This window comes from Mycobacterium bulgaricum (assembly GCF_041287165.2).
Taxonomy (GTDB): domain Bacteria; phylum Actinomycetota; class Actinomycetes; order Mycobacteriales; family Mycobacteriaceae; genus Mycobacterium; species Mycobacterium bulgaricum.
The window spans coordinates 47,243-69,516 of record NZ_JBGGKV020000015.1; the positions used below are offsets into that span (position 1 = coordinate 47,243).

Sequence of the window (22,274 nt, forward strand, 5' to 3'; positions counted from 1 at the left end):
GGCGATAATTTCACACCGTCGTAACAGCTAAACGTTGACGTAGATCACACTGCCTTCGTATAGTGTATCCAATATTCAACGGCTTACGGAGGCTTCTCGGATGTCACGGTTCCCCAAGGTCATCGGCGCGATCGTCGCCACTTCAGCCCTCCTCGTGGGCGCCACCGCATGCGCCGACGAGTCCGCGGGGCCGTCGGGCGACGGCGGCGGCGGGGGCGGGGCCACGACGGACACGCTCAGCATCTCGGCGACCGGCGTCGACAGTCTGCCGTTCATGGCCATCCTGCAGGCGGGCATCGACAAGAAGTGGTTCGAGGAGGAGGGCCTGAAGGTCGACCTGTTCTCCGGCGGTGGTGGCGGGAACACGCTGCGGGTGGTGACCAGTGGCGACGCCGACATGGCGATCGCGGGCAACACGTCGGTTCTCCTCGCGGCGCAGCAGCCCAATTCGAATCTGAAGGTCGTCGCGCCGTGGTTCCAGATCAACGACTTCTCGTGGATCAGCCCCCCGGGGCGCACCGTGGAGGGCGCGGTCCTGGGATTCAGCTCGGCGGGTTCGTCCACCGAACTGATCGTCAAGGGCCTCGAACGTGAACTCGGTCAAGGTGTCCGGGCCCAGGCGGTCGGCCAGATGGGCGACAACTGGACCGCGGCCAAGGCCAATCAGATCACTGCGGGCTGGGCGATGCAGCCCTTCATCGCCGAGAAGCAGGCGAGCGAGGGTGCCGAAGTTCTGGTCAACTCCCGTGACGTGCTCGGGGACCTGCCGGCCGACCTGGTGGCGGTCAACACCCAGTACGCCGACGCCAACCCGGAGAACATCAAAACTTTCTTCAAGGTTGCCGACCGGCTCAACGAGTGGGTGGTCTCGAACCCCGACGAAGCCGGCGCCGAGATCGGGCCGCTGGTGGGCGTCGCACCGGAAACCATGCAGGCCGCGCTCAAGAACAATCCGGATCTCGCCAAGGCGTATTCGCTGAAGGTGGACCCCGAAGGTTTGAACAACCTGTCCGAGCTGATGGTCGCGGCCGGTCAGATCGATACCCCCGTCGACTGGGCCACCATGCTCGATCAGCAGTACCTGCCCGAGGACGACCGAGCCACGTTCTAAGTCACCCTCCTCCCACCGATCGAACCGAAAGGTAGCGTCTTGGACTCACCAGGCATCGAGATGGACGGCGTCTCAGTGGTTTTCGATACTGCGGCGCGTCGGGTCACAGCGGTGACCGATATCGACCAGAGTGTTCCGCATTCGAGCTTCGTCTCGATCGTCGGGCCCAGCGGGTGCGGGAAGTCGACGCTGCTCGCCGTGGTGGCTGGCCTGCAGAAGGCCACCACCGGCACGGTCAGTGTCGCGGGCAAGCCCGTCACGGGGCCGGACCCGAAGATCGGTGTGGTGTTCCAGGAGGATTCGACGCTGCCGTGGCGCACGGTCGAAGAGAACGTCAGCTTCGCCATGGAGATGATCGGTACCTCGAAAGACGCGCGACGCAAGCGGGCCAAGGACGCGATCGAACTCGTCGGCCTGCGTGGGTTCGAAAAATCTTATCCGTCACAGCTTTCCGGCGGCATGCGCCAGCGTGTCGCGCTGGCCCGCACCCTGGCGGTGCAGCCGGAGGTGGTGCTGATGGACGAGCCCTTCGCAGCGCTCGACCAGCAGACGCGGTTGTTCCTCGGTGCCGAGGTCCGCCAGATCTGGGCCAGGACGAAGCAGACGATCATGTTCGTCACCCACGACATCTCCGAAGCAATCCTGCTGTCTCAACAGGTCTGGGTGATGTCCTACCGGCCCGGCACGATCATCGACGTGGTCGACATCGACCTGCCGGGCGAGCGCGATGCCGGCGTGGTCTCCACTCCGCGCTTCAACGAGCTGCACAACCGCGTCTGGGGTTCCCTCCAAGCCGAGTCGATGCGAGGCTTTCAGCAGCAGGAAAGCGCAGCGACGTGAGCACCTCGTTCGCGGCCACCGATGACCTGCCGACCGAGAGCATGCCGCCGCACGGAGCCGATCGCGACGCGCCTCGCCGCGCGAGGCGCCGGTTCGGCAGGTCTGCCTACAGCGTGGGTTCGACGATCGGGCTGCTGGCGCTCTTCACCGCGTTCGCCGAGCTCGGATCCGCCGCGGGCTGGTGGAACGACCACGTGCTGCCCGCCCCGTCGGTGATCTTCGCCGCGCTGGGCGAATTGCTGACCGAGCCGCAGTTCTGGATCGACGCGCAGCGCACCGGCGTCGAGGTGGCCGTGTCGATCGTGTTCGGAAGCCTGCTGGGATTCGCCGCCGGATTGCTGTTCTGGAAGGTCCCGTTGCTCGGGCGGGTCTTCGAGCCGTACCTGGTGTCCTTCTACGCGGTGCCTCTGGTGCTGTTCTACCCGGTGATGATCGTGCTCGTGGGTATCAACGCGATGTCGGTGATCATCCTTGCCACGATCATGGCCGCCATTCCGATGGCGCTGAACACCGCCGTCGGACTCAACCAGATGCCGGCCGTCTACCTGAAGCTGGCCCGGTCGCTGAAGGCCTCACCGCGACAGATGCTGTTCGCCATCGCCATTCCCGCCGCGGGCCCGTACATCGTCGCCGGTCTGCGCCTGGCTGTTGTCTACGCGCTCATCGGGACCATCGCCATGGAGTTCACCACCGCCCAGGCAGGGCTCGGCTACCGGATCCGCTACCTCTACGAGATCTTCGACAACATTCAGATGTTCGCCTACATCGCCGTGGTGCTCGTGCTGTCCTGCTTGCTGACGGTCGCGCTCGCCGCGGTCGAGCGCGTGCTGCTGCGGGGGAGGAACGCATGACCGCCACCGTCCCGGCCCCGGCACCGAGCTCGTCAGACACCGAAACCGCTGCGCTGCAACGCTTCTCGACACACAAGATCCTCTCCAGCCAGCTCTTCGGAGCCAGCGTGCTGGCGGTCGTCGTGCTGGTCGCGTGGGAGGTGATGTCCGGCCTGACGTTCGTTATCCCGTCGCCGGTGCAGACCATCACCGTGCTGTTCGCGAACCTCTCCGACCCGGCCTACCTGTTCGATCTGCAGGTGACCGCGCAGTCGGTGCTGATGGCTTTCGTCATCGGGACCGCGGTGGGCGGCGGCATCGGATTGCTGCTGGGCTTGTCCGCCACACTGCGCACGATCTTCGAGCCACTCATCATCATGCTCAACGGAATCCCGAAAATCGTGCTGTACCCGGTACTGTTGCCCATCTTCAGCCTGTCGGGCTCGAAGGTCGTGATGGGCGTGCTGTTCGCGTTGTTCCCGGTGCTCATCAATGTGTCGACCGGTGTGCAGGAGATCCCGAAGGTCTACTGGAAGCTCGCCCGTTCGGTGCGGGCCAATGCGTGGCAGATGCTGACCCGCATCATCTTTCCCGCCATCCGTCGCCCCATGCTCACCGGTATCCGGCTCGCCGTCAGCCTCGCCGTGGTGGGCGTGGTGCTCTCGGAGTTCTTCGCGACGCGGCGCGGACTGGGACGCGTGGTGCTGCAGGCATACAGCCACGGTGACTATCCGTCGATGGTGGCGACCATCATGCTGCTCATCACGATCTCGTTCGCCATCTCGATTGCCCTGTGGCAGTGGGAGAAACGGATACATTGACCTCTGAGGCAGCGACCCCGGGCACCGGGCGATGGGTCGGCAGCTCGGTGCGGCGTCGTGAAGACGACCGCATGCTCGACGGGAACGGGCGGTTCCTCGCCGATCAGGCGGCCGGAGCGCGGCATGTCGTGTTCATCCGCTCGACGCGTGCGCACGCGAGGATCACCGGGATCGACACCGCGGATGCTCGCCGCATGCCCGGCGTCCACGGGGTGTTCACCGCACCCGATCTGGGACTCGAAGGCACCCCGATCCCGTCGCTGACGACGCCGGATCCCGGCTTCACCGCAGCGACGTCGCTGGTCCTCGCCGAGCAGCGGTTGGCGATCCTCGCCTCCGAGCGTGTGCACTACGTGGGTCAGCCGATCGCCGTCGTGGTCGCCGACGATCGGTACGTTGCCGAGGACGCCGCGGAGAACGTGGCGGTGTCCTACGAGGCGCTGCCGCCGGTGGTGGACGCCGAGGCGGCCCTGGACGCGGATGCACCCGTCCTGTTCGACCATCTGCCCGACAACGAGGCTGCGCGGCTGGAGTACGAATTCGGCGATCCGGCCGCTGCGCTGTCCACGGCGCCGCATGTGGTCGAAAACACCTACCGGATGGAACGGCACGGCGCGGTACCCCTTGAATGCCGCGGCGTGCTGGCGGATTTCGACGACCGTCGGCACCGCGTCGAGTTGCACACCTCCACGCAGGTTCCACACATGGTGCGCAACGCGATCTGCTCGGTGACGGGCTGGTCCCGCGAGAAGGTGACGGTCAGCGTGCCCGACGTCGGGGGCGGTTTCGGCACCAAAGCCAACGTCTATGCCGAAGAGATCGTACTGGCCGTGCTCGCCGAACACATCCGGCGCCGCGTGATCTGGGTCGAGGACAGGCAGGAGCACCTGGTGTCCAGCGCGCAGGCCAGAGATCAGACGCACCGGGCCCGCCTGGCCGTCGATGACGCCGGCCGCATCCTCGCCTGGGAGGTGGATTTCGTCGTCGACATCGGCGCGGGAAGCCTGTGGGTGGCAGGGATTGTCGCGAACACGGCGGTGCATCTGATGGGCCCGTACCGGGTCCCGGCGATCTCCGTGCGCGGGCGCGCCGCGCTGACCAACAAGACACTCGTGGCGCAGTACCGCGGTGCGGGCCGACCCGAAGCGACGTTCTCACTCGAGCGCAGCCTCGACGCCGCCGCCGAGGCCGTGGGTATCTCTGGAGTCGAGATCCGGCGGCGCAACCTGCTGACCGCCGAGGACATGCCCTACCGACGCCCGATCCCGTACCGCGACGGTGTGCCGATCGCCTACGACGGCGGCGACTACACCGCGTGCCTGGAGTCGGTGCTCGAAGCCCTCCCGCCCTCGACGGTCGAAGTGTGCGCACGGGAAAACCCGGACCTTCACGTCGGTTTCGGGCTGTCGTCCTACCTGGAGGCGACCGGTCGCGGTCCGCACGAGACCGCGCGGGCCCGAGTGCTGCCCAGTGGCCAGTTCGAGGTGACCGCCGGTGCGGCGTCGGCCGGTCAGGGGCACGAGACCGTCTTCGCGCAGGTCGCCGCCGACGCACTCGCCGTGCCGCTGTCGCAGGTCCGCTACGTCGCGTCGGACACCGAACGACTCCCCGACGGGGTCGGGACATTCGCCAGCCGATCGGCGATCCTGGCCGGATCGGCCGTGCACCAGGCCTGCGGCGAACTCGTCGAACTCGCGTCGCGCCGGGCCGCGATCCTGTTGGGCAGTGATCAGGCCGAGTACGCCGACGGGCGGTTCACCGCCGGCGACGAGGTCATCGGGTGGGACGAACTCGCCGCGGCGGCTCGTGTCGGCGGTGCCGACGAGGGAGGTGCCGCGCTGGATGTGAGCACGGTCTACCGGGTCGAGACCGTGACGTGGACGATGGGCGTGCACGCGGTCGTGCTCGGCGTACACCGGCGCACCGGCATCGTGAAGGTGTTGCGCTACGCGGTGTCTCACGAAGGCGGACGCGAGATCAACCCGCGGATCGTCGAGGGCCAGATCGTCGGTGGTGTCGCGCAGGGGATCGGCGGCGCGCTGTTCGAGGCGTGGCGGTACTCGCCCGCCGGCGAGCCGACGTCGACCACGTTCGCCGCCTATCACCTTCCGCTGACCACCGACCTGCCGGACGTGATCGTGAACCATCTGCATGTCGACACCCCGGTCAATCCGATCGGCGTGCGCGGTGCAGGGGAGAGCGGCACCATTGCGGTGTACTCGGCCGTTGCGAGCGCCGTCGACGACGCGATGGGTGGCGGTTTCCATCTCACCGGCACACCCGTGCGCACCGGGGACCTGTGCCGATGGCTGCTCAGGGACGCATCGTGAAGCCGGCGCCGTTCACCTATCACCGACCGGATTCCGTCGCCGAGGCACTCGCACGGCTGGCGCACGACCCCGACGCGAAGTTGCTGGCGGGCGGGCAGTCACTGATGACGCTGATGAACCTTCGCCTCGCCCGGCCTTCTGCGGTCATCGACATCGGGCGGCTGACCGAGTTGGGCCGGATCTTCGACGACACCGACGATCTCGTGCTCGGCGCGCTCGTCACGCACCGGACAGTGGAAGTCGACCCGCTCATCGCAGCCCGCGCGCCGCTGCTCGCCGACGCTGCCCGCTACATCGGTCACGTCGGCATCCGCAACCGCGGCACTCTCGGTGGTTCGATCGCCCACGCCGACCCGGCGGCTGAGATGCCCTTGGCAACTTTGGTTCTCGACGCCACCTTCTACGTAGAGTCGGCCTCGTCGGGGCGCCGCCGGGTGCCGGCGGACCAGATGTTCGTCTCCTTCTACACCAATGGGCTTGCCCCCGACGAGATGATCACGTGGATCTCGGTACCCGCGATCAGGCCGGAGCAGGGGTGGGGCTTCGTCGAATACGCCCACCAGCACGGTGATTACGGACTTGCCGGCGCCGGCTGCGTGGTGACCCTCGGACCGGACGGGCGGATCGCCTCGGTACGCGCCGGGGTGCTGAGCCTCGCCGACCGCCCGCTGCTTTTCGTCGGCGAGGACGCCGTCGGGGAGGTTCCGTCCGACCGGCTGTGGCGCCACCTCGCCAACACGTGGGCCCGCGACACCGAGCCTCCTGCCGACGACGCCGACTACGCACGCCGTCTCTGTGCGGCGGCGCTGACCGAGGCGCTGACGGACGCCCACCGTCGCGCCGATGCGGCTCAGGGCGGACGCGATGTCCGCTGACATCCCGCCGCCGGTGACCGTCACGCTCGTCGTGAACGGCAGGCAGGTCGTGCGTTCGGTCTCGCCACGGGTCACGCTGGCCGACTTCCTGCGAGACGAATTGGGGCTCACCGGAACACATCTGGGGTGCGAGCACGGGGTCTGCGGGGCGTGCACCGTGTTCATCGAGGGCCGGTCGGGGCGTGCGTGCCTGATGTTCGCGGTACAGGCCGACGGGTTGCGCGTCGACACCGTCGAAGGTCTCGATCAGTTCGAGGAGGCTGCGCGGCTCAAGCGGGCGTTCTCCGAGCGCGGCGGACTTCAGTGCGGCTTCTGTACACCTGGATTTCTGGTGACCGCGGTCGAACTGCTGCGCGATCCGGACGCCGAAAAACCGCTGACTGCCGACTCTGTACGAGAGGCGTTGTCGGGCAACATCTGTCGATGTACGGGTTATCAGGGCATCGTGGCGGCAGTGCTGGATGCCGCGGCGTCGGCGGACGGCGCAGACAGTGCGGACTCCTGACCGTCGGCGTGCTGTCGACCTGCTGCGGCCCGTCGGCCAGAGCCGCTGGGGCATGGCCGCGTGGCTTGCCGGCGCGCTCGGCGCAATCCTGGTCCTGACCGCGGCGTTCGGTCACGCCGAGCTCGGGTCGGCGATCGGGCTCGGGTTCGTGCTGACGGCGGTGCCGTCGCTGCCGGTGGCATGGCGGCCGGCGGTGACCGTTCTCGGGATCCGCGGCCTGACCGTTCTCGCCGGCGCCGGCGCGGCGTTGTCGACGGCCGGGCACCCGCTCCTGCTGGCGACCGCGACGGTGGCCGCCGCGCTGTGTGGGGGCCTGCTCAGCCGAGTGGGCCCGACTGCCGGACTCGCGGTGGTGTTGATTGCCGTGGACATGCCCGATGGGGCCGGAGCGCTCTGGTTGGTGCCCTACCTGGTGGGTGCGGTCGTCGTTGTGATCGCGTGGACGGGCTGGTTCCTGTGCGCGGAGGCGATCCGTCGCGGTCGCGGCGAGCAGGTGCAATCCGAAGCGCTTCGCGGTGCGACTTGGCGGGATTCGTGGCCGCATGCGCTGCGCGTCGGTGTCGCAGTCGCCGTCGCGGTGGCCCTGGCCGGCCTGCTGCCCGACGACCTGGTCGGCGGGCACTGGCTCGTCACCAGCGTCGTCCTGACGGTACAGCCTGCTGCCATCGACACCGGAGTTCGCCTGGCGCAGCGACTTTCGGGAAACACGGTGGGCGCGCTCATCGCCGCGGTGCTGCTCGGTGCGCATCCGTCGGTGCCGGTGGTCGCGGTGCTGACCGTCGTGCTGTTCACGCTCGCGATGGCGCTGCGGCCGGTGAACTACACGTGGTGGGCGGTGACGGGCCCGCCGGTGCTGCTGATGATCAGTGAATATCCCGATCTGTTCCCGTGGTACGAGGGCGGTGTGCGGTTGGCGATGAACGTCGCGGGAGCCGTGATCGTCGTCCTGGTGGTGTTCAGCCCGGCAGCGCTGGCGTGGATCAGGAACCGTGGTGGCGCTACCGGCTTTCGCGAGAAAGACGGGTCGGATAGTGTATACAAAATCCAATCGAGGAGGCTCAGGTGACGACGTTGCTCGTGGAGGACATCGGCCTCCTGGTACACGGAGATGCCGCTGTCCCGCCGCTGCGAGACACCACGCTCGTCATCGAGGACGGGATCATCGTCGGCATCGGCGTGGATGCGGCCGCGCCCGATCAGGTGCTGTCCGCGGGAGGCCTGACCGTGATGCCGGGCCTCGTCGACGGTCACGTGCACCCGACGTTCGGAGAGTGGACGCCGGCCCAGGATGCGATCGGCTGGATACACAACTACCTGCACGGTGGCACCACGTCGATGGTGTCGGCAGGCGAGCTCCACATTCCCGGGCTCGCCTTCGACGCCCTGACGCCCGAGCTGGTGCTCAGCATCGCCATCACGTCCAAGCACACCACCGGCCGGATGCGGCCGTCCGGTGTCAAGGTCAACGCGGGCACGGTGCTGCTGGTGCCCGGCATGACCGAAGAGCATTTCGATCGCGCCCACCGCGAGGGGATCGATCAACTCAAGTTCATCTTCTACGACTGGAACCGCCTGGGGGACGGCGAGGCTCAGCGCTACGTCCAGTGGGCCCACGAACGCGGGATGACCGTGAAGCTGCACTCCGGCGGGGTGTCGCGGTCAGGGTCGAGCAAGGTCGCCGGGTCCGATGTGGTCCTGGCCGTGCGCCCGGATGTCGTCGGCCACATCTCCGGTGGTCCCATCCCGCCGCCCGACGCCGACATCATCGCGATCATCGACGGCCTGCCCGACACCCACGTCGAGGTGTGCAGCTCGAACAACTACCGCGCCACCACCATCGTCGCCGAGGAACTGATCCGCCGGGGCAGGCTCGACCGTCTCACCCTCGGCACCGACACCCCGGGCGGCACCGGGGTCATCCCGCGCGGCATGCTGCGGGCGGTCTGCTTCCTTGCTTCGGTGTGTGGCGTCGACCCGCTCGCCGCGGTGGCCGCGGCCACCGGACAAACAGCCCGCGCCCATGGGCTCGGCACCGGCTTGATCGCCGAGGGCATGCCCGCTGATCTCGTTGTGCTGGGCCCGATCACGGGCTCGATGGCCACCGATGCGCTGGAATCCTTCGCGCTGGGCGACCTGCCGGGAATTGCGTCGGTGCTCGTCGACGGCGTCCCGCTGGTGGCGCAGCGCAGCGAGCAGACGCCACCGCCGAGCCGCTCCGTCACCTGGCGGGGTGCGCCGGCGCGGCCCCAACCGCCCCGCGCCCTTCCTGTCGGGGCGCACGCCTCCGGCTGCTGCTGACCATCCACCGACGACCCTAGGAGACGCCATGTCCGGCCAACCGATGCCGCACACCGGTCCGACCACTCCCGATGTGCTGCTGCGCCTCGACGGACTGCTCGACGACGAAGAACGCCAGATCCGGGATGCCGTCCGGGCTCTCGTCAAATCACGTATCACGCCAGAGGTCGCGCGCTGGTACGAGGAGGGCGAGCTTCCCGTCCGCGAGCTCGCCGCCGAACTCGGCGAACTCGGGCTGCTGGGCATGCATCTGGACGGCTACGGGTGTGCCGGAACGTCGGCAGTCGCCTACGGTCTGGCCTGTCTGGAACTCGAGGCCGGGGACTCGGGCATCCGTTCCCTCGTCTCTGTTCAGGGCTCGCTGGCGATGTTCGCACTGCACGCATTCGGCAGCGAAGAGCAGAAGCAGCAGTGGCTGCCGGATATGGCCGCAGGACGCAAGATCGGCTGCTTCGGACTGACCGAACCCGACTTCGGATCCAATCCCGCGGGGATGCGCACCCGCGCCGTGCGTTCCGGGGACGACTGGATTCTCGACGGCAGCAAGATGTGGATCACCAACGGTTCGGTGGCCGATGTCGCCGTCGTGTGGGCGCGCACCGACGAGGGCGTGCGCGGATTCGCCGTTCCCACGGACACGCCTGGCTTCACCGCGCACGCCATCAAGTCGAAGATGTCACTGCGTGCCTCGGTGACCAGCGAGCTCGTGCTGGACGGGGTACGCCTGCCCGACAGCGCCCGACTGCCCGGGGCCACCAGTCTGCGGGCACCTCTGAGCTGCCTCAACGAAGCCCGTTTCGGCATCGTGTTCGGTGCGGTCGGTGCTGCCAGAGACTGCCTGGAGACCGCCCTGACCTACGCGCAGTCACGTCAGCAGTTCGATCGGCCCATCGGCGGATTCCAGTTGACCCAGCAAAAGCTCGCAGATATGACACTCGAATACGGCAAGGCATATCTGCTGGCGTTGCACCTCGGTCGAGCCAAGGACGCCACCGGGCTACGCCCGGAGGAGGTCAGCCTCGGCAAGTTGAACAACGTGCGCGAAGCCATCGCCGTCGCCCGGACCGCCCGCACAATTCTCGGGGCCAGCGGCATCACCGGCGAGTATCCGGTGATGCGTCACGCCAACAATCTCGAATCGGTGTTGACGTACGAGGGCACCAGCGAGATGCATACCCTGGTGATCGGGCAGGCCCTCACGGGCACCGGCGCGTTCCGCTGACACCGAGGAGTCGCCGTGGCAGAACCGATCGACGAATACTTCCGCGCGACCGTCGGGTCGTTTTCCCCGCCGCAACACGCCGAAACAGACGCACTGCAGGGTTTTTCGGCGCAACGCTGCCTGGAGATCTTCGACGCGCAACTCGGAAGCAGGCACCTCGACCTGGCGGCTCGCTGGTTGCGGTCGCAGGGGAAGGGTTTCTACACCATCGGATCGTCGGGTCACGAGAGCAACGCCGCGGTCGCCGCGGCACTGCGCCCCACCGACCCTGCGCTGCTGCATTACCGGTCCGGCGCGTTCTTCCTCGCGCGGGCGGGTCAGGTCGATGGCAGTGATCCGCTGCGCGACGTCCTGCTCGGTCTGGTCGCCGCCACGGACGAACCGATCTCGGGTGGGCGGCACAAGGTGTTCGGCAGGCACGATCTCGCGGTGATCCCGCAGACCTCGACCATCGCCTCGCACCTGCCGCGCGCGGTCGGCGTCGCGTTCTCGATCGCGCGGGCGCGCAAGATCGGGGCCGAGAGCCCGTGGCCCGCCGATGCATTGGCGGTGTGCAGTTTCGGCGACGCGTCGGCCAATCACTCGACTGCGGTCGGCGCGGTGAACACCGCGATGCACACGGCATATCAGCGCATGCCGCTGCCGTTGCTGTTCGTCTGCGAGGACAACGGCATCGGCATCAGCGTCAAGACTCCGCAGGGCTGGATCGCCCGCACCTACAGCGGCCGCGCCGACCTGCGCTACTTCACCGCCGACGGCGCGGATCTGCCCAAGGTGTTGGCTGTTGCCGCCGAGGCCGCCGAATATGTTCGTTCACAACGCCGTCCGGCGTTCCTCCATCTTCGGACGGTACGCCTGATGGGCCACGCCGGCTCGGACTACGAGCCGGGCTACCGCAAAGGCGACGAGATCACCGCCGACTACGGCCGCGATCCGGTGTTGTGTTCGGCGCGCATTCTCATCGCGGCCGGAGTACTCACACCGCAGCAGGTTCTCGACGCCTACGAGGCGAAGCGGTCAGAAGTGTTGGCGCTCGCCGAAGACGTGGCCGAATCGGCGCAACTGGACAGTCCGGGCGCGGTCATGACACCACTGCGCGACACCCTCGACGACGCGGTCGGCGCGACCAGGGCCGCGGCCGCCTCCCCGCCGCGTGCCCATGACGCCACCCCGGTGACGGTCGCCCAGGCCATCAACCGTGCGCTGCGCGAGGTGCTGGCCGATCATCCCGAGACGCTGATCTTCGGCGAGGACGTCGGCCGCAAGGGCGGGGTGTACGGCGTGACCCGAGGCCTTCAGGCCAAGGCGGGCAACGCCCGGGTGTTCGACACCCTCCTCGACGAACAGTCCATCCTCGGGTTGGCATTGGGCGCAGGTGTTTCGGGCCTGCTGCCCATTCCGGAGATCCAGTACCTGGCCTACCTGCACAACGCGGCGGACCAGATCCGCGGTGAAGGCGCGACGCTGCAGTTCTTCTCCGACCGGCAGTACCGCAACCCGATGGTGGTCCGCATCGCCGGCTACGGCTACCAGAAGGGCTTCGGCGGCCACTTCCACAACGACAACAGCGTCACCGCGATCCGCGACCTCCCCGGAGTGGTGGTCGCCTCACCGGCCCGTCCGGACGACGCCGCGGCGATGATGCGATCGTGCGTCTGCGCCGCACGCGCTGCTGGGATCGTCTGCCTGTTCCTCGAGCCGATCGCGCTGTACCACACCCGCGACCTGTACGAGGACGGCGACGACCTCTGGCTCACCCCGGACGGCGGGACAGTCGCGGAGATCGGTCGTGCCCGCACGTACGGCGACGGTCGGGATCTGACGATCCTGACATTCGGCAACGGCGTGCGTATGAGCCTGCGCGTCGCGCGTCGATTGGCCGACAGGCAGATCGCCGCGCGGGTGGTGGACCTCCGCTGGTTGTCGCCCCTTCCGGTGGCGGACATCCTCGCGGAGGCGGAGGTGAGCGGCCGGGTTCTCGTCGTCGACGAGACGCGAGCCGCCGGCGGGGTCAGCGAGGGCGTCCTGACCGCGCTCGTCGACAGTGGCTACACCGGCGCGATGGCTCGGGTTGCCAGCCATGACAGCTTCATTCCGCTCGGCGACGCGGCATTGGAGGTCCTGCTCTCCGAGGACACAGTCGAGGCCGCAGCGATCAAACTCGCTTCAGGCGGAGGCTAACGCCTTCGCCAGTGCGGGCACCGCCAGCTCACGCTGCCACTGCCGTGCCGTCGAGCTGGCCAGGAAGGCGTCGACGGCAGCTGCCGGATCGTCGTTGTCCTGCCAGTCCCAGCAGAGCCTGCGCACCAGCTCGGGTGACAGCAGATTCTCGACGGGGACCGAAACCTGTTGTGCGAGTTCGGTCAGTTCGGCGCGCGCCGCCTCGAGCCGCGCGGCGGCTTCAGGTTTGCGACGGGCCCACCGAGACGCAGGAGGCGGTCCGTTCGACGGCTCCTGCGCATCGGGCGGCTCGCTGGTGCGGGCCCGGTTGAGCGCGTCCAGCCACACCTGGGCGCTGCGCCGCTGCTTGGCTCCGCCGAAAATCGGTAGCTCGGTGAGCTTTTCGACCGTGTCGGGATTCGCGGTCGCGGCGCTGATGATCGCGCTGTCGGGCAGTATCCGCCCCGGCGCGATGTCTCGCCGTCGCGCGATCTGGTCACGCGTCGTCCACAGTTCGCGTACCGCCGCCAGTGCTTTCGGGTCGCGGACCTTGTGGATGCCTGAGGTGCGGCGCCATCGGTCGCGCCGGGTGGGGGCCGCTTCGAAGGTGCGCAGATACTCGAATTCCTGTCTGGCCCATTCGGTTTTGCCCTGCTCCGCGAGGACGGCGGCGACGGCGTCACGCAGGTCGACGAGAACTTCCACGTCGAGTGCGGCGTAGTTGAGCCATTCCTCGGGCAGTGGCCGTTTCGACCAGTCCGCCGCGCCGTGGCCCTTGGTCAGTTGCAATCCGAGAAGTCGTTGGACCATGGCCGCCAGGTTGACTCGCTCGTAGTTGGCGAGCCGGCCCGCAAGCTCGGTGTCATACAGGGCGGACGGGCGGATGCCGATCTCGGCAAGGCAGGGAAGGTCCTGATCGGCGGCGTGCAGCACCCATTCGTCTCCGGCGAGAACCTCGGCGACGGGAGCCAGCACCTCGACCGAGTCGCCGCCGTGGCTCACAGGGTCGATCAGGACCGTGCCAGCGCCGGCCCGCCGGATCTGTACCAGGTAGGCGCGATTGGAGTAGCGGAATCCCGAGGCGCGCTCGGCGTCCACCGCGAACGGTCCGGTGCCTGACGCGAGAAGTTCTGCCGCGCGGGCGATTTCGTGTCTGCTCGAGGACACGTTGGGCACCCCGTCGCGGGGCGCGAGAAGCGGCTCGGCCTCGGGCTCGGCCGCCTCGGGGGCGTCGATTCCCAGCGACGAGCCAACTGTTTCGGATTCGGACATCGGGATCAAGCGCGGGTACGTGAGCCCAAGTCGGTGACCCCGGCGGGCGGCAACCCCGCGGCATGTTCGAGGACCTCGCAGAACGCCTCGACGTGGGGGCCGAGTTCGATGTCGGTCGCAGTCCAGGAGGCGCGCAGCTCGAGCTGGTGCGCACGCGGCGGCCCCGAGATGTCGCCATAGCGGACCGAGGTGGTGGCGGTGACGGTGCCGCCCAGGGCGGTGACGTGCTCGGCGCGCTGCTCGAGCGCGTCGACGAGCCAGCTCCAGGCCACCTCGGGCAGCAGCGGGTCGACGGCCTCGGTGGAGTCCAGGTCGGCCTGGATGTAGGCGACGAGGCGCATCGTGCCGTCCCAGGCCTCGGCGCCCTCGGGGTCGTGAAGGAGGATCAGCCTGCCGAACGCGTCGCCCTCGGAGCGCTCCGGGATGATCGGGGTCTCGGCATGCTTGACCTCGGCGCCCAGCGCGTAGCTGTAGGGCGCCAGACGCTGCGGGGGCCGGATCGGGCCGAGCTCGATCTCCGGTCGGACGGTGGTGGCATTCATCGCCGCCACCGCGTCGCGGAACTGAGCCGGTTCGGCGGTGGTCACGGCGTTTGACGCTAGCCCATTTGGGCAGGTCTGTGCTCATGGCGCGCCGATTCGGCCAGAACGGGGCATGGCAGCATGGTGGGCGATGAACACGCGCCGCGAGCTGCCCGAATCCCCCTACCTGGCCGCCGTCGCCGGTCGCAAGCCGGCGCGGGTCCCCGTCTGGATGATGCGGCAGGCCGGCCGGTCGCTGCCCGAATACCGGGAACTGCGGGCCAAGAACACCATGATGCAGGCCTGCTTCGATGCCGATCTGATCACCGAGATCACACTGCAGCCGGTGCGCAGGCACGGCGTCGACGCCGCGATCCTGTTCTCCGACATCGTGGTGCCGCTGCGTGCGGCAGGCATCGACCTCGACATCGTCCCCGACGTGGGCCCGGTGATCGCGCATCCGATCCGCACGGCAGGCGACGTCGCCACGGTGCGTCCGCTCGAGCCCGAGCAGGTCGCCCCGGTGAGCACCGCGATCGGACAGCTGACCTCCGCACTGGGCGACGTCCCGCTGATCGGCTTCGCGGGCGCCCCGTTCACGCTGGCGTCCTACCTGGTCGAAGGCGGGCCCAGCCGTAACCACGAGCGCACCAAGGCGATGATGCTCGGCGAGACCGACACCTGGCACGCACTGATGACAGCGCTGACCGACGTCACCATCGCGTTCCTGCGGGCGCAGCTGGAGGCCGGGGTCGACGCGATCCAGGTGTTCGACTCGTGGGCGGGCACGCTGTCGCTGGCCGACTACCGCACCTATGTGCTGCCGCACAGTGCCCGGGTGTTCGCATCGCTGGCGAGCTTCGGTGTTCCGATGACCCACTTCGGTGTCGGCACGGCCGAGCTGCTCGGCGCGATGTCCGAAGCGGTCGTCGGGCACGGTGTGCCCGCTGTCGTCGGCGTGGACTGGCGCACCTCGCTGACCGACGCCGCAGCGCGAGTCCAGCGGGGCAGCGCCCTGCAGGGCAACCTCGATCCGGTCGTGTTGCTCGCGGGCTGGCCCGTGGTGCAGCGCGCCGTGCGCGCCGTCGTCCAGGACGGCAGGCGGGCCGTCGACGCCGGCGCGAACGGGCACGTGTTCAACCTCGGTCACGGTGTGCTGCCCGCCACCGATCCCGCGATCATCACCGACGCCGTCGCGTTGGTGCACCAGCTGTGAACGCGCCTAGCCGCGCACGGTATTGCGTTGTCGGCGGCGGTATTTCGGGTCTGGCGGCCGCGTACCGGCTACGCGTGGCCGCCGGCCCCGACGCGTCCATCACCCTGCTGGACCCCGCGGACAGGCTCGGTGGTGTGCTGCGCACCGAGCGGCTGTGCGGCCAGCCTCTCGACGTCGGGGCGGAGGCGTTCGTCGCGCGCAGGCCCGAGGTGCCGGCGCTACTCAATGAGCTGGGATTGGCCGGCAGGCAGATCACGACCACGGGTGCGCGGCCGCTGATCTACAGCGAGGGCCGCCTCCATCAACTGCCGAAGGACACTGTCAACGGCATCCCGTCGCGCCCTTCGGCACTGGCCGGCCTGGTGGACGACGCGACGATCCGGTGGATGCTCGACGAGCCCCGACGGCCGTTCTCCTGGCGCGCAGGCGCCGATCCCTCGGTCGCCGACCTGGTGGGCGACCGGTTCGGCGAACAGGTCGTGGTGCGCTCGGTCGACCCGCTGCTGGCGGGCGTCTACGCCGGGTCCGCGGCGACCATCGGCATCCGCGCCGCCGCGCCCACCGTGGCCGCTGCGCTGGACGGCGGGGCGCAGAGCCTCACCCAGGCCGTCGCGGCGGCGTTGCCGCCGCCCCAGCCGGGATCGGTGTTCGGGGCGATCGACGGCGGCTACCAGGTGCTGATCGACGAACTCGTGCGCCGGTCGGGGATCGAGTGGGCCCAGGTCGCGGTTCGGGCACTGCATCGCGCGGCGCGCGGTTGGGAACTCGTCGACGACGAGGGTGGTCGGTGGTCGGCGGACGCGGTGGTGCTCGCGGTGCCCGCGCCGCGACTGCCTGCGCTGGTCGCCGAGCTGGCGCCGCGCAGCGCCGCGGCGGCGCGCAGAATCCCCGTCGCCTCGGCGGCGGTGGTGGCGCTTGCGCTTCCCGGCGGCACTCCGCTGCCCGAGCAGTCCGGCGTGCTGGTGGCGGGGCGGGGGAGGCTGCGTACGAAGGCGGTCACGCTGTCGTCGCGCAAATGGGGCCGGCGGGGCAGCGCCGAAATGGTGCGCCTGTCCTACGGCAGGTTGGGTGACGACCTCGCGCGCAGCACCGGCGACGAGGACCTGCTCACGTGGGCGGGCCAGGATCTGGAGGCCCTGTTCGGGATCTCGGTGGAGCCGGTCGACTCCCGGGTGGCTCGCTGGATCGACGCGATGCCCCAGTACGGCCCCGGCCATGCCGAACTGGTGTCCGAGGTGCGCTCCGGTCTTCCGGAAGGCGTCGCGGTGGCCGGTGCTTATCTCGACGGTATCGGCGTGCCCGCCTGTCTGGCATCGGCCGCCAGGGCGGCGGCGGCACTGGTCGTCACCTGAACGTGCCGCGGTGGCACGATGGGCGCATGGCCAAGCTCGATTACGACGAACTGAACTCCACGATCCGCTACCTGATGTTCTCGGTGTTCGCCGTGCAGCCCGGTGTCCTGGGCGCCGAGGAGGACGCGCGGGCGGCCGTCGTCGACGAGACGGCGACCTTCGTCAAACACCAGGAGGACAAGGGCGTCGTCGTCCGTGGGCTCTACGACGTTGCCGGGATGCGCGCAGACGCCGACTTCATGATCTGGACGCACGCCGAGAACGTCGAGGCTTTGCAGGCCACCTATTCGGATTTCCGCCGAACTACCACATTGGGTCGCGCATCGACACCGGTGTGGAGCAATGTGGCTTTGCATCGTCCCGCCGAGTTCAACAAAAGCCACATCCCGGCCTTCCTGGCAGGCGAGGAACCGGGAGCCTACATCTGCGTGTATCCGTTCGTGCGGTCCCTGGACTGGTATCTGCTGCCCGACGAGGAACGTCGCCGCATGCTCGCCGAGCACGGGATGGCCGCCCGCGGGTACAAAGACGTTCGCGCCAACACGGTGCCGGCCTTTGCGTTGGGCGACTACGAGTGGCTGTTGGCTTTCGAGGCGCCGGAGTTGCACCGGATCGTCGATCTGATGCGGGACTTGCGTGCCACGGATGCGCGACGCCACGTCCGGGAGGAGACGCCGTTCTTCACGGGGCCGCGCGTCTCGGTGGAACAGCTCGTCACCGCCCTGCCGTGACCTTCGCCAGTTTTGCGCCATCAAGTCGCATTCTTACGCTCCCGCTAATATCCGTAATCTTTACTCGCGACAATAATCCGTTTTTGAACTCGCATTAGTACGGATTGCGAACGAACTGGCAAATTTTGCCGAGCAGAATCTGCCGTGGTTCGGTCGACGAATTCTGGTTGCTAAACTCCCCGCATGCCGAACCTACGGGGGGTGACGGCGGGCGCAGCGATCGTTGGCGTCGGGTATGCCACATGGCTGCTCAACGATTGGGGCGGACCACCTGTCATCCGGATCGTCGATGACGCGGGCCTGGTGTTCTTCGCCGCCTTCGCGACGGTGTGTGCTGCCCTGGCGTCGGTGAAGGCCCGCGGCAGGGCGCGCGCGGGCTGGGCTGGTATGGCGGTCGGAGCCGGTGGGTGGGCCGCCGGTGAAGCAGCCTGGTGCTACTACGATGTCGTCTCTGCCGAGCAGCCGTTCCCGTCGTGGGCCGACGCCGGATACACCCTGTTCCTGGTCGGCGCCGGCTTGTGTCTGGTCTTGCTGCTGTCCGCCCATCCGCCGGGCATCCAGGTGCGGATCGCCCTCGACGGGCTCATCGTCGGCGCCGCGGTCTTCTGCCCGGTGTGGGTGACGTTCCTCGCGCCGGTGTACGAGGCGCGCTCGGCGTCATCCTCGGCGGTGGCGATGGCGCTGACGTACCCGGTGGTCGACATCGCGCTCATCACCATGGCGACGCTCCTGCTTTCCCGGGCGCCGGCGGCGAAGCGGCCGATGCTTGCAGCGTTGACCGTCGGCTTGGTGTTGATCATGCTGTCGGACACCGCTTTTGCGTATCTGACGGCAGTCGACGGCTACGACGCCCACCACGCGATCGCGATCGGATGGGCGTGGGGCTTCCTGTGCCTGGGCGTCTCGGCGCTGGTGGCCCCGCGCAGCGCATTCCAGCGCAACCGTGCGGAAGCGCCCATGTCGCGTGCCGCGGTCTGGCTGCCCTACGTGCCGGTCATCGCGTCGGCGGCGATCTGCACACCGGTGCTGATCGCCGGGCTCGGCCCTGTGTTCATCGGTGCGGCTGTCACAGTGTTCGCCGTCATGATCCGGCAGTTCCTCGTCCTCGCCGACAACGGCCGCCTCCTCGGGAAGGTGGCCGACCAGGCGTTGCGGGATCCGCTGACCGGCCTGGCGAATCGGGCGATGTTCCAGGAGCGCCTGTCGTATGCGGTGCGCCTGCATCAGCGGCATTCGATGGCAGTGGGCGTGCTGGTGATGGATCTCGACCGTTTCAAGGCTGTCAACGAGAACTACGGCCACCCTACCGGAGACGCGGTGTTGGTGAGGGTGGCCGAACGTCTGGCCAGCACGGTCCGCAGCACCGATACGGTCGCGCGATTCGGCGGAGACGAGTTCGCGGTGCTGCTGGAGGGCGACGCCGACACGGCCCGCGCCCTCGCCCGCCGGGTGATGAGGGCCTTCGAGCGGCCGTTCCACATCGCCGGGGAAGACCTCGTCGTGCGGCCCAGCGTGGGTCTGGCCATCGCGCCCGCCGAGGATTCCGACATCACGGCAGACGAACTGCTGGACCAGGCGGACATCGCGATGAACACCGCCAAGCGGGCGCTGTCGCACGAGCTGGTGGTGTTCGAGCCGAGCCTGGACATGGGCTCGCTGACGGCCGAGCAGCGTCGCGACCCTGCCGGACACAACGGCGAGCCGGCCGAGCAGGGGTCGGAACGGCTGTTGGAAGAACTCCGTCATGCCATCGAGCATTTCGAGCTCAGCGTGGTGTATCAGCCGAAGTTCGATCTGCGCACCTATGAGGTGTGCGGGCTCGAGGCCCTCGTGCGGTGGCCGCACCCGCGGCGCGGTCTGCTGACGCCCGATCAATTCCTGCCGCTGGTCCGCCAGCACGGCTTGATGCGGTCGGTGACATCGGTCGTACTCGAGCATGCCCTCGACGACGCGGCGCGGTGGTACCGCAAGGGACTGGGTGTTCCGGTGGCTGTCAACGTCTTCGCGCCCTCGATCAGCGACCCCGAACTCCCCGAGCAGATCATCGATGCGCTGGACCGGCGGCATCTGCCGCCGGGAGCGCTGACCGTCGAGATCACCGAGGATCTGCTGCTCGACAATCTGGGGAAGACGCGGATGGTGTTCAACAAGCTGCGCGACAAGGGAATTCGGGTCGCCATCGACGACTTCGGCAGCGGTTACTCGGCGTTGTGGTACCTGCGCGAATTCCCCGTGGACGAGGTGAAGCTGGATCGGGAGTTCATCGCACCTGTCCTGACGCATCCGGCGTCGGCGGCGATCGTGCGCGCCGTCGTCGACCTCGCGCATGCGTTGGGCGTCACGCCTGTCGCCGAAGGGGTCGAGAACGCCGAGACGGCAAATCAATTGCTGGAGTACGGGTGTGAGGTCGCTCAGGGCTTTCTCTACAGTCCTCCGCTACCGGCATCGGGGATCGAGAAGCTGCTCGAATCGCACAAGCGCAGTGTGTGCGCGGACTACGACCCTGCGGGTACCAGGCGCAGCGAGATCGAGTTGATGCAGTAGCGCTGGTCGGTCGGCGTCGGGTAACCCTCGCCCTCGAACACGTGCCCGAGATGGCTGTGGCAGTTCGCGCAGAGAACTTCCACCCGTCGCATGCCCATCGAATCGTCGGCCCGCAGGATCACAGACTCCGAGTCGGCGGGGTCGAAGAACGAGGGCCACCCGCAGTGGGATTCGAATTTCTCTGTGCTGCGGAATAATTCGGCCCCGCACGCGCGGCACTGATAGACGCCCTCGGTCTTGGTGTCGGTGTACTCGCCGGTGAAGGGACGCTCGGTGCCTGCCTGCCGCAACACCGCGAACTCCTCGGGGGTGAGCCGTTCGCGCCACTGGTCGTCGCTGAGCACCAGCTTGGGAGCTGTCATGCTGCCAGGTTACTCGGCCGGCCGGCCCGCGGGCGTGAGCTCTTTCATCCATGGGGGATCGATGCCGTCGTCGAGGCGGCCGTCGTTCCTGGCGTCGAGGTAGCGGAAGACCAGGACGCAGAAGATCACGACGACCATCAGGGACCAGCCGTAGGTGATCTTGAGGTACTCGAACGCCCGCCCGGTGGACGGCAGCTGCCACAGCAGCCACTTGTCCATGGTCAGGAACCCGTACGCGGCCAGCCACGCGACCCAGTTGCGGATCACCGAGTTCGGCAGTACCACCGTCATCAGGAACGGGAACAACACGATGGAGTAGTAGCCCTGTCCCAGCGACAGCGCGAGCCACGACGTCGTGAGCACCACCCCGGAGGACGTCAGCATCCAGAAGAACGGGTCGCGGGTCCGGTAGTAGCGGTACAGCAGCCACAGAGCGATCACGCCGAGGACGACGAACAGGATGCGCAGTGTCATGATCAGCCACATCGGCAGGCCGTAGTAGAGGCCGTTGCCGAGGATGGAGCTGTTGAAGTAGTCACGGGTCGAGAAGATGTAGGGGACCGTGCGGGTGACGAAGCTCATCGGGTCGCTGATCAACGGCCACGCGACGGCATTGAAGATCACCGGAACGACGAACGCTGTCACCAGGGCCCGCCACTGCCGGTTGAGCAGCGGCAGCAGCAGCAACGGTGCGATCAGCGGCTTGACCACCAAAGTCAGCCCGATGGCCACACCGGCCCACCATTCGTGACTGCGATTACCGTCGAGCAGCCAGCGGAAGAACAGCACCTCCAGCAGCAGGATGACACCGTTGATGTTGCCGAACACCAAAGTGTTGGTGACGCTTTCGGTGCAGAACATCGCCAGCAGAAGTGCGGGCGCGGCCACCGAAGACAGCGTGAAGTTGAAGAGCCGCAACAGGAAATAGCCGGCGAGGATGATCGCGACGGCGTTGAAGAAGATGAACCAGTTCCGCGACGCAACCTCGGGCAGGTAGCCGAACGGCGCGATGATCAGCGTGCCGCCCGGCGGGTAGAGGTAGTGCGGGTCGACGTGGTTGAAGTGCTCGTTGTAGATGTCCCAGCCGAACTTGAAGTTGATGACGGCGCGGTAGACGGGCGCGAAGTCGTCGGTGATGTAGCGGTTGAAGACGAGCACGTAGCTGCGATGGATCACCGCCATGATGGCCAGCGGCCACAGGATCGACCGCAGCACTGACGCGGTGCTCGGCGGGGCCGTGCGGGGCCGGAACGCGGTCAGCACAAGATCACGCACGCCCCGCAC

At 68.0% G+C, this 22,274-nt stretch carries 19 protein-coding genes; 15 read left to right on the forward strand and 4 right to left on the reverse strand.

Annotated elements, in window-relative coordinates; genetic code table 11:
- Positions 1-100: 100 nt before the first annotated feature.
- The 11 genes from ACAG24_RS26410 (at position 101) to ACAG24_RS26460 (ending at position 13,013) form a co-directional block, all read left to right on the forward strand.
- Positions 101-1,111: an ABC transporter substrate-binding protein gene (locus ACAG24_RS26410; protein ID WP_370475365.1), complete on the forward strand. Its 1,011-nt coding sequence runs from the start codon at positions 101-103 to the stop codon at positions 1,109-1,111.
- A 39-nt stretch (positions 1,112-1,150) separates the two neighbouring features.
- Positions 1,151-1,951 (forward strand): ABC transporter ATP-binding protein, encoded by an 801-nt coding sequence (locus ACAG24_RS26415; RefSeq protein ID WP_370475366.1) that lies wholly within the window; start codon positions 1,151-1,153, stop codon positions 1,949-1,951.
- On the forward strand, positions 1,948-2,802 hold the full coding sequence (locus tag ACAG24_RS26420; RefSeq protein WP_370475367.1) for an ABC transporter permease: 855 nt from the start codon (positions 1,948-1,950) through the stop codon (positions 2,800-2,802). Before ACAG24_RS26415 ends, ACAG24_RS26420 begins: the two co-directional genes overlap by 4 nt.
- Positions 2,799-3,602 (forward strand): ABC transporter permease, encoded by an 804-nt coding sequence (locus tag ACAG24_RS26425; protein WP_370475368.1) that lies wholly within the window; start codon positions 2,799-2,801, stop codon positions 3,600-3,602. Before ACAG24_RS26420 ends, ACAG24_RS26425 begins: the two co-directional genes overlap by 4 nt.
- A complete protein-coding gene (locus ACAG24_RS26430; protein WP_370475369.1) occupies positions 3,581-5,932 on the forward strand; it encodes a xanthine dehydrogenase family protein molybdopterin-binding subunit in 2,352 nt (783 codons plus the stop codon). The genes ACAG24_RS26425 and ACAG24_RS26430 overlap by 22 nt, the downstream gene beginning before the upstream one ends.
- Positions 5,908-6,807 (forward strand): FAD binding domain-containing protein, encoded by a 900-nt coding sequence (locus tag ACAG24_RS26435; protein WP_370475370.1) that lies wholly within the window; start codon positions 5,908-5,910, stop codon positions 6,805-6,807. Before ACAG24_RS26430 ends, ACAG24_RS26435 begins: the two co-directional genes overlap by 25 nt.
- Positions 6,797-7,312, forward strand: a complete 516-nt coding sequence (locus ACAG24_RS26440) for a (2Fe-2S)-binding protein (protein WP_370475371.1) — start codon at positions 6,797-6,799, stop codon at positions 7,310-7,312. Before ACAG24_RS26435 ends, ACAG24_RS26440 begins: the two co-directional genes overlap by 11 nt.
- Positions 7,299-8,378 (forward strand): FUSC family protein, encoded by a 1,080-nt coding sequence (locus ACAG24_RS26445; protein WP_370475372.1) that lies wholly within the window; start codon positions 7,299-7,301, stop codon positions 8,376-8,378. The genes ACAG24_RS26440 and ACAG24_RS26445 overlap by 14 nt, the downstream gene beginning before the upstream one ends.
- Complete coding sequence (locus tag ACAG24_RS26450) at positions 8,375-9,610, forward strand: amidohydrolase family protein (RefSeq protein ID WP_370475373.1); 1,236 nt, start codon at positions 8,375-8,377, stop codon at positions 9,608-9,610. The genes ACAG24_RS26445 and ACAG24_RS26450 overlap by 4 nt, the downstream gene beginning before the upstream one ends.
- A 43-nt stretch (positions 9,611-9,653) precedes the next feature.
- Positions 9,654-10,832 (forward strand): acyl-CoA dehydrogenase family protein, encoded by a 1,179-nt coding sequence (locus ACAG24_RS26455; protein ID WP_370475418.1) that lies wholly within the window; start codon positions 9,654-9,656, stop codon positions 10,830-10,832.
- A gap of 93 nt (positions 10,833-10,925) precedes the next feature.
- Positions 10,926-13,013 carry a thiamine pyrophosphate-dependent enzyme gene (locus ACAG24_RS26460; protein WP_370475419.1) on the forward strand — a complete coding sequence of 696 codons (2,088 nt, stop codon included), beginning with the start codon at positions 10,926-10,928 and terminating at the stop codon, positions 13,011-13,013.
- On the opposite strand, the gene ACAG24_RS26465 is transcribed toward ACAG24_RS26460, so the two are convergent.
- Together ACAG24_RS26465 and ACAG24_RS26470 are read right to left on the reverse strand one after the other, a co-directional pair.
- The gene (locus ACAG24_RS26465) at positions 12,999-14,264 is read right to left on the reverse strand and encodes an HRDC domain-containing protein (RefSeq protein WP_370475374.1); all 1,266 of its coding nucleotides are present in this window, start codon (positions 14,262-14,264) and stop codon (positions 12,999-13,001) included. The genes ACAG24_RS26460 and ACAG24_RS26465 overlap by 15 nt on opposite strands.
- A gap of 5 nt (positions 14,265-14,269) precedes the next feature.
- Positions 14,270-14,851 carry a DUF3000 domain-containing protein gene (locus ACAG24_RS26470; RefSeq protein WP_370475375.1) on the reverse strand — a complete coding sequence of 194 codons (582 nt, stop codon included), beginning with the start codon at positions 14,849-14,851 and terminating at the stop codon, positions 14,270-14,272.
- An 85-nt stretch (positions 14,852-14,936) separates the two neighbouring features.
- Between ACAG24_RS26470 and hemE the strand changes: the two genes are divergently transcribed.
- The 4 genes from hemE (at position 14,937) to ACAG24_RS26490 (ending at position 20,628) form a co-directional block, all read left to right on the forward strand.
- Positions 14,937-16,001: a uroporphyrinogen decarboxylase gene (gene hemE / locus ACAG24_RS26475; protein WP_370475420.1), complete on the forward strand. Its 1,065-nt coding sequence runs from the start codon at positions 14,937-14,939 to the stop codon at positions 15,999-16,001.
- Positions 15,998-17,353 (forward strand): protoporphyrinogen oxidase, encoded by a 1,356-nt coding sequence (locus ACAG24_RS26480; RefSeq protein WP_370475376.1) that lies wholly within the window; start codon positions 15,998-16,000, stop codon positions 17,351-17,353. Before hemE ends, ACAG24_RS26480 begins: the two co-directional genes overlap by 4 nt.
- A gap of 26 nt (positions 17,354-17,379) precedes the next feature.
- Positions 17,380-18,084 carry a hydrogen peroxide-dependent heme synthase gene (gene hemQ / locus ACAG24_RS26485; protein WP_370475377.1) on the forward strand — a complete coding sequence of 235 codons (705 nt, stop codon included), beginning with the start codon at positions 17,380-17,382 and terminating at the stop codon, positions 18,082-18,084.
- A gap of 183 nt (positions 18,085-18,267) precedes the next feature.
- Positions 18,268-20,628, forward strand: a complete 2,361-nt coding sequence (locus tag ACAG24_RS26490) for a putative bifunctional diguanylate cyclase/phosphodiesterase (protein ID WP_370475378.1) — start codon at positions 18,268-18,270, stop codon at positions 20,626-20,628.
- Here the strand turns inward: ACAG24_RS26490 and msrB are convergent.
- Together msrB and aftC are read right to left on the reverse strand one after the other, a co-directional pair.
- The gene (msrB, locus tag ACAG24_RS26495; RefSeq protein ID WP_370475379.1) at positions 20,580-20,990 is read right to left on the reverse strand and encodes a peptide-methionine (R)-S-oxide reductase MsrB; all 411 of its coding nucleotides are present in this window, start codon (positions 20,988-20,990) and stop codon (positions 20,580-20,582) included. The two genes, ACAG24_RS26490 and msrB, sit on opposite strands and share 49 nt — an antisense overlap.
- Before the next feature lie 9 nt (positions 20,991-20,999).
- On the reverse strand, positions 21,000-22,265 hold the full coding sequence (gene aftC / locus ACAG24_RS26500; RefSeq protein WP_370475380.1) for an arabinofuranan 3-O-arabinosyltransferase: 1,266 nt from the start codon (positions 22,263-22,265) through the stop codon (positions 21,000-21,002).
- Positions 22,266-22,274 lie beyond the last annotated feature (9 nt).

Coding starts and splice junctions, on each gene's coding strand:
- msrB (WP_370475379.1), bottom strand. CDS start 20,990: ATGACAGCTCCCAAGCTGGTGCTCAGCGACGACCAGTGGCGCGAACGG.
- ACAG24_RS26425 (WP_370475368.1), top strand. CDS start 2,799: ATGACCGCCACCGTCCCGGCCCCGGCACCGAGCTCGTCAGACACCGAA.
- ACAG24_RS26410 (WP_370475365.1), top strand. CDS start 101: ATGTCACGGTTCCCCAAGGTCATCGGCGCGATCGTCGCCACTTCAGCC.
- hemQ (WP_370475377.1), top strand. CDS start 17,380: ATGGCCAAGCTCGATTACGACGAACTGAACTCCACGATCCGCTACCTG.
- ACAG24_RS26465 (WP_370475374.1), bottom strand. CDS start 14,264: ATGTCCGAATCCGAAACAGTTGGCTCGTCGCTGGGAATCGACGCCCCC.
- ACAG24_RS26440 (WP_370475371.1), top strand. CDS start 6,797: ATGTCCGCTGACATCCCGCCGCCGGTGACCGTCACGCTCGTCGTGAAC.
- ACAG24_RS26455 (WP_370475418.1), top strand. CDS start 9,654: ATGCCGCACACCGGTCCGACCACTCCCGATGTGCTGCTGCGCCTCGAC.
- ACAG24_RS26490 (WP_370475378.1), top strand. CDS start 18,268: ATGCCGAACCTACGGGGGGTGACGGCGGGCGCAGCGATCGTTGGCGTC.
- hemE (WP_370475420.1), top strand. CDS start 14,937: ATGAACACGCGCCGCGAGCTGCCCGAATCCCCCTACCTGGCCGCCGTC.
- ACAG24_RS26435 (WP_370475370.1), top strand. CDS start 5,908: ATGGCTGCTCAGGGACGCATCGTGAAGCCGGCGCCGTTCACCTATCAC.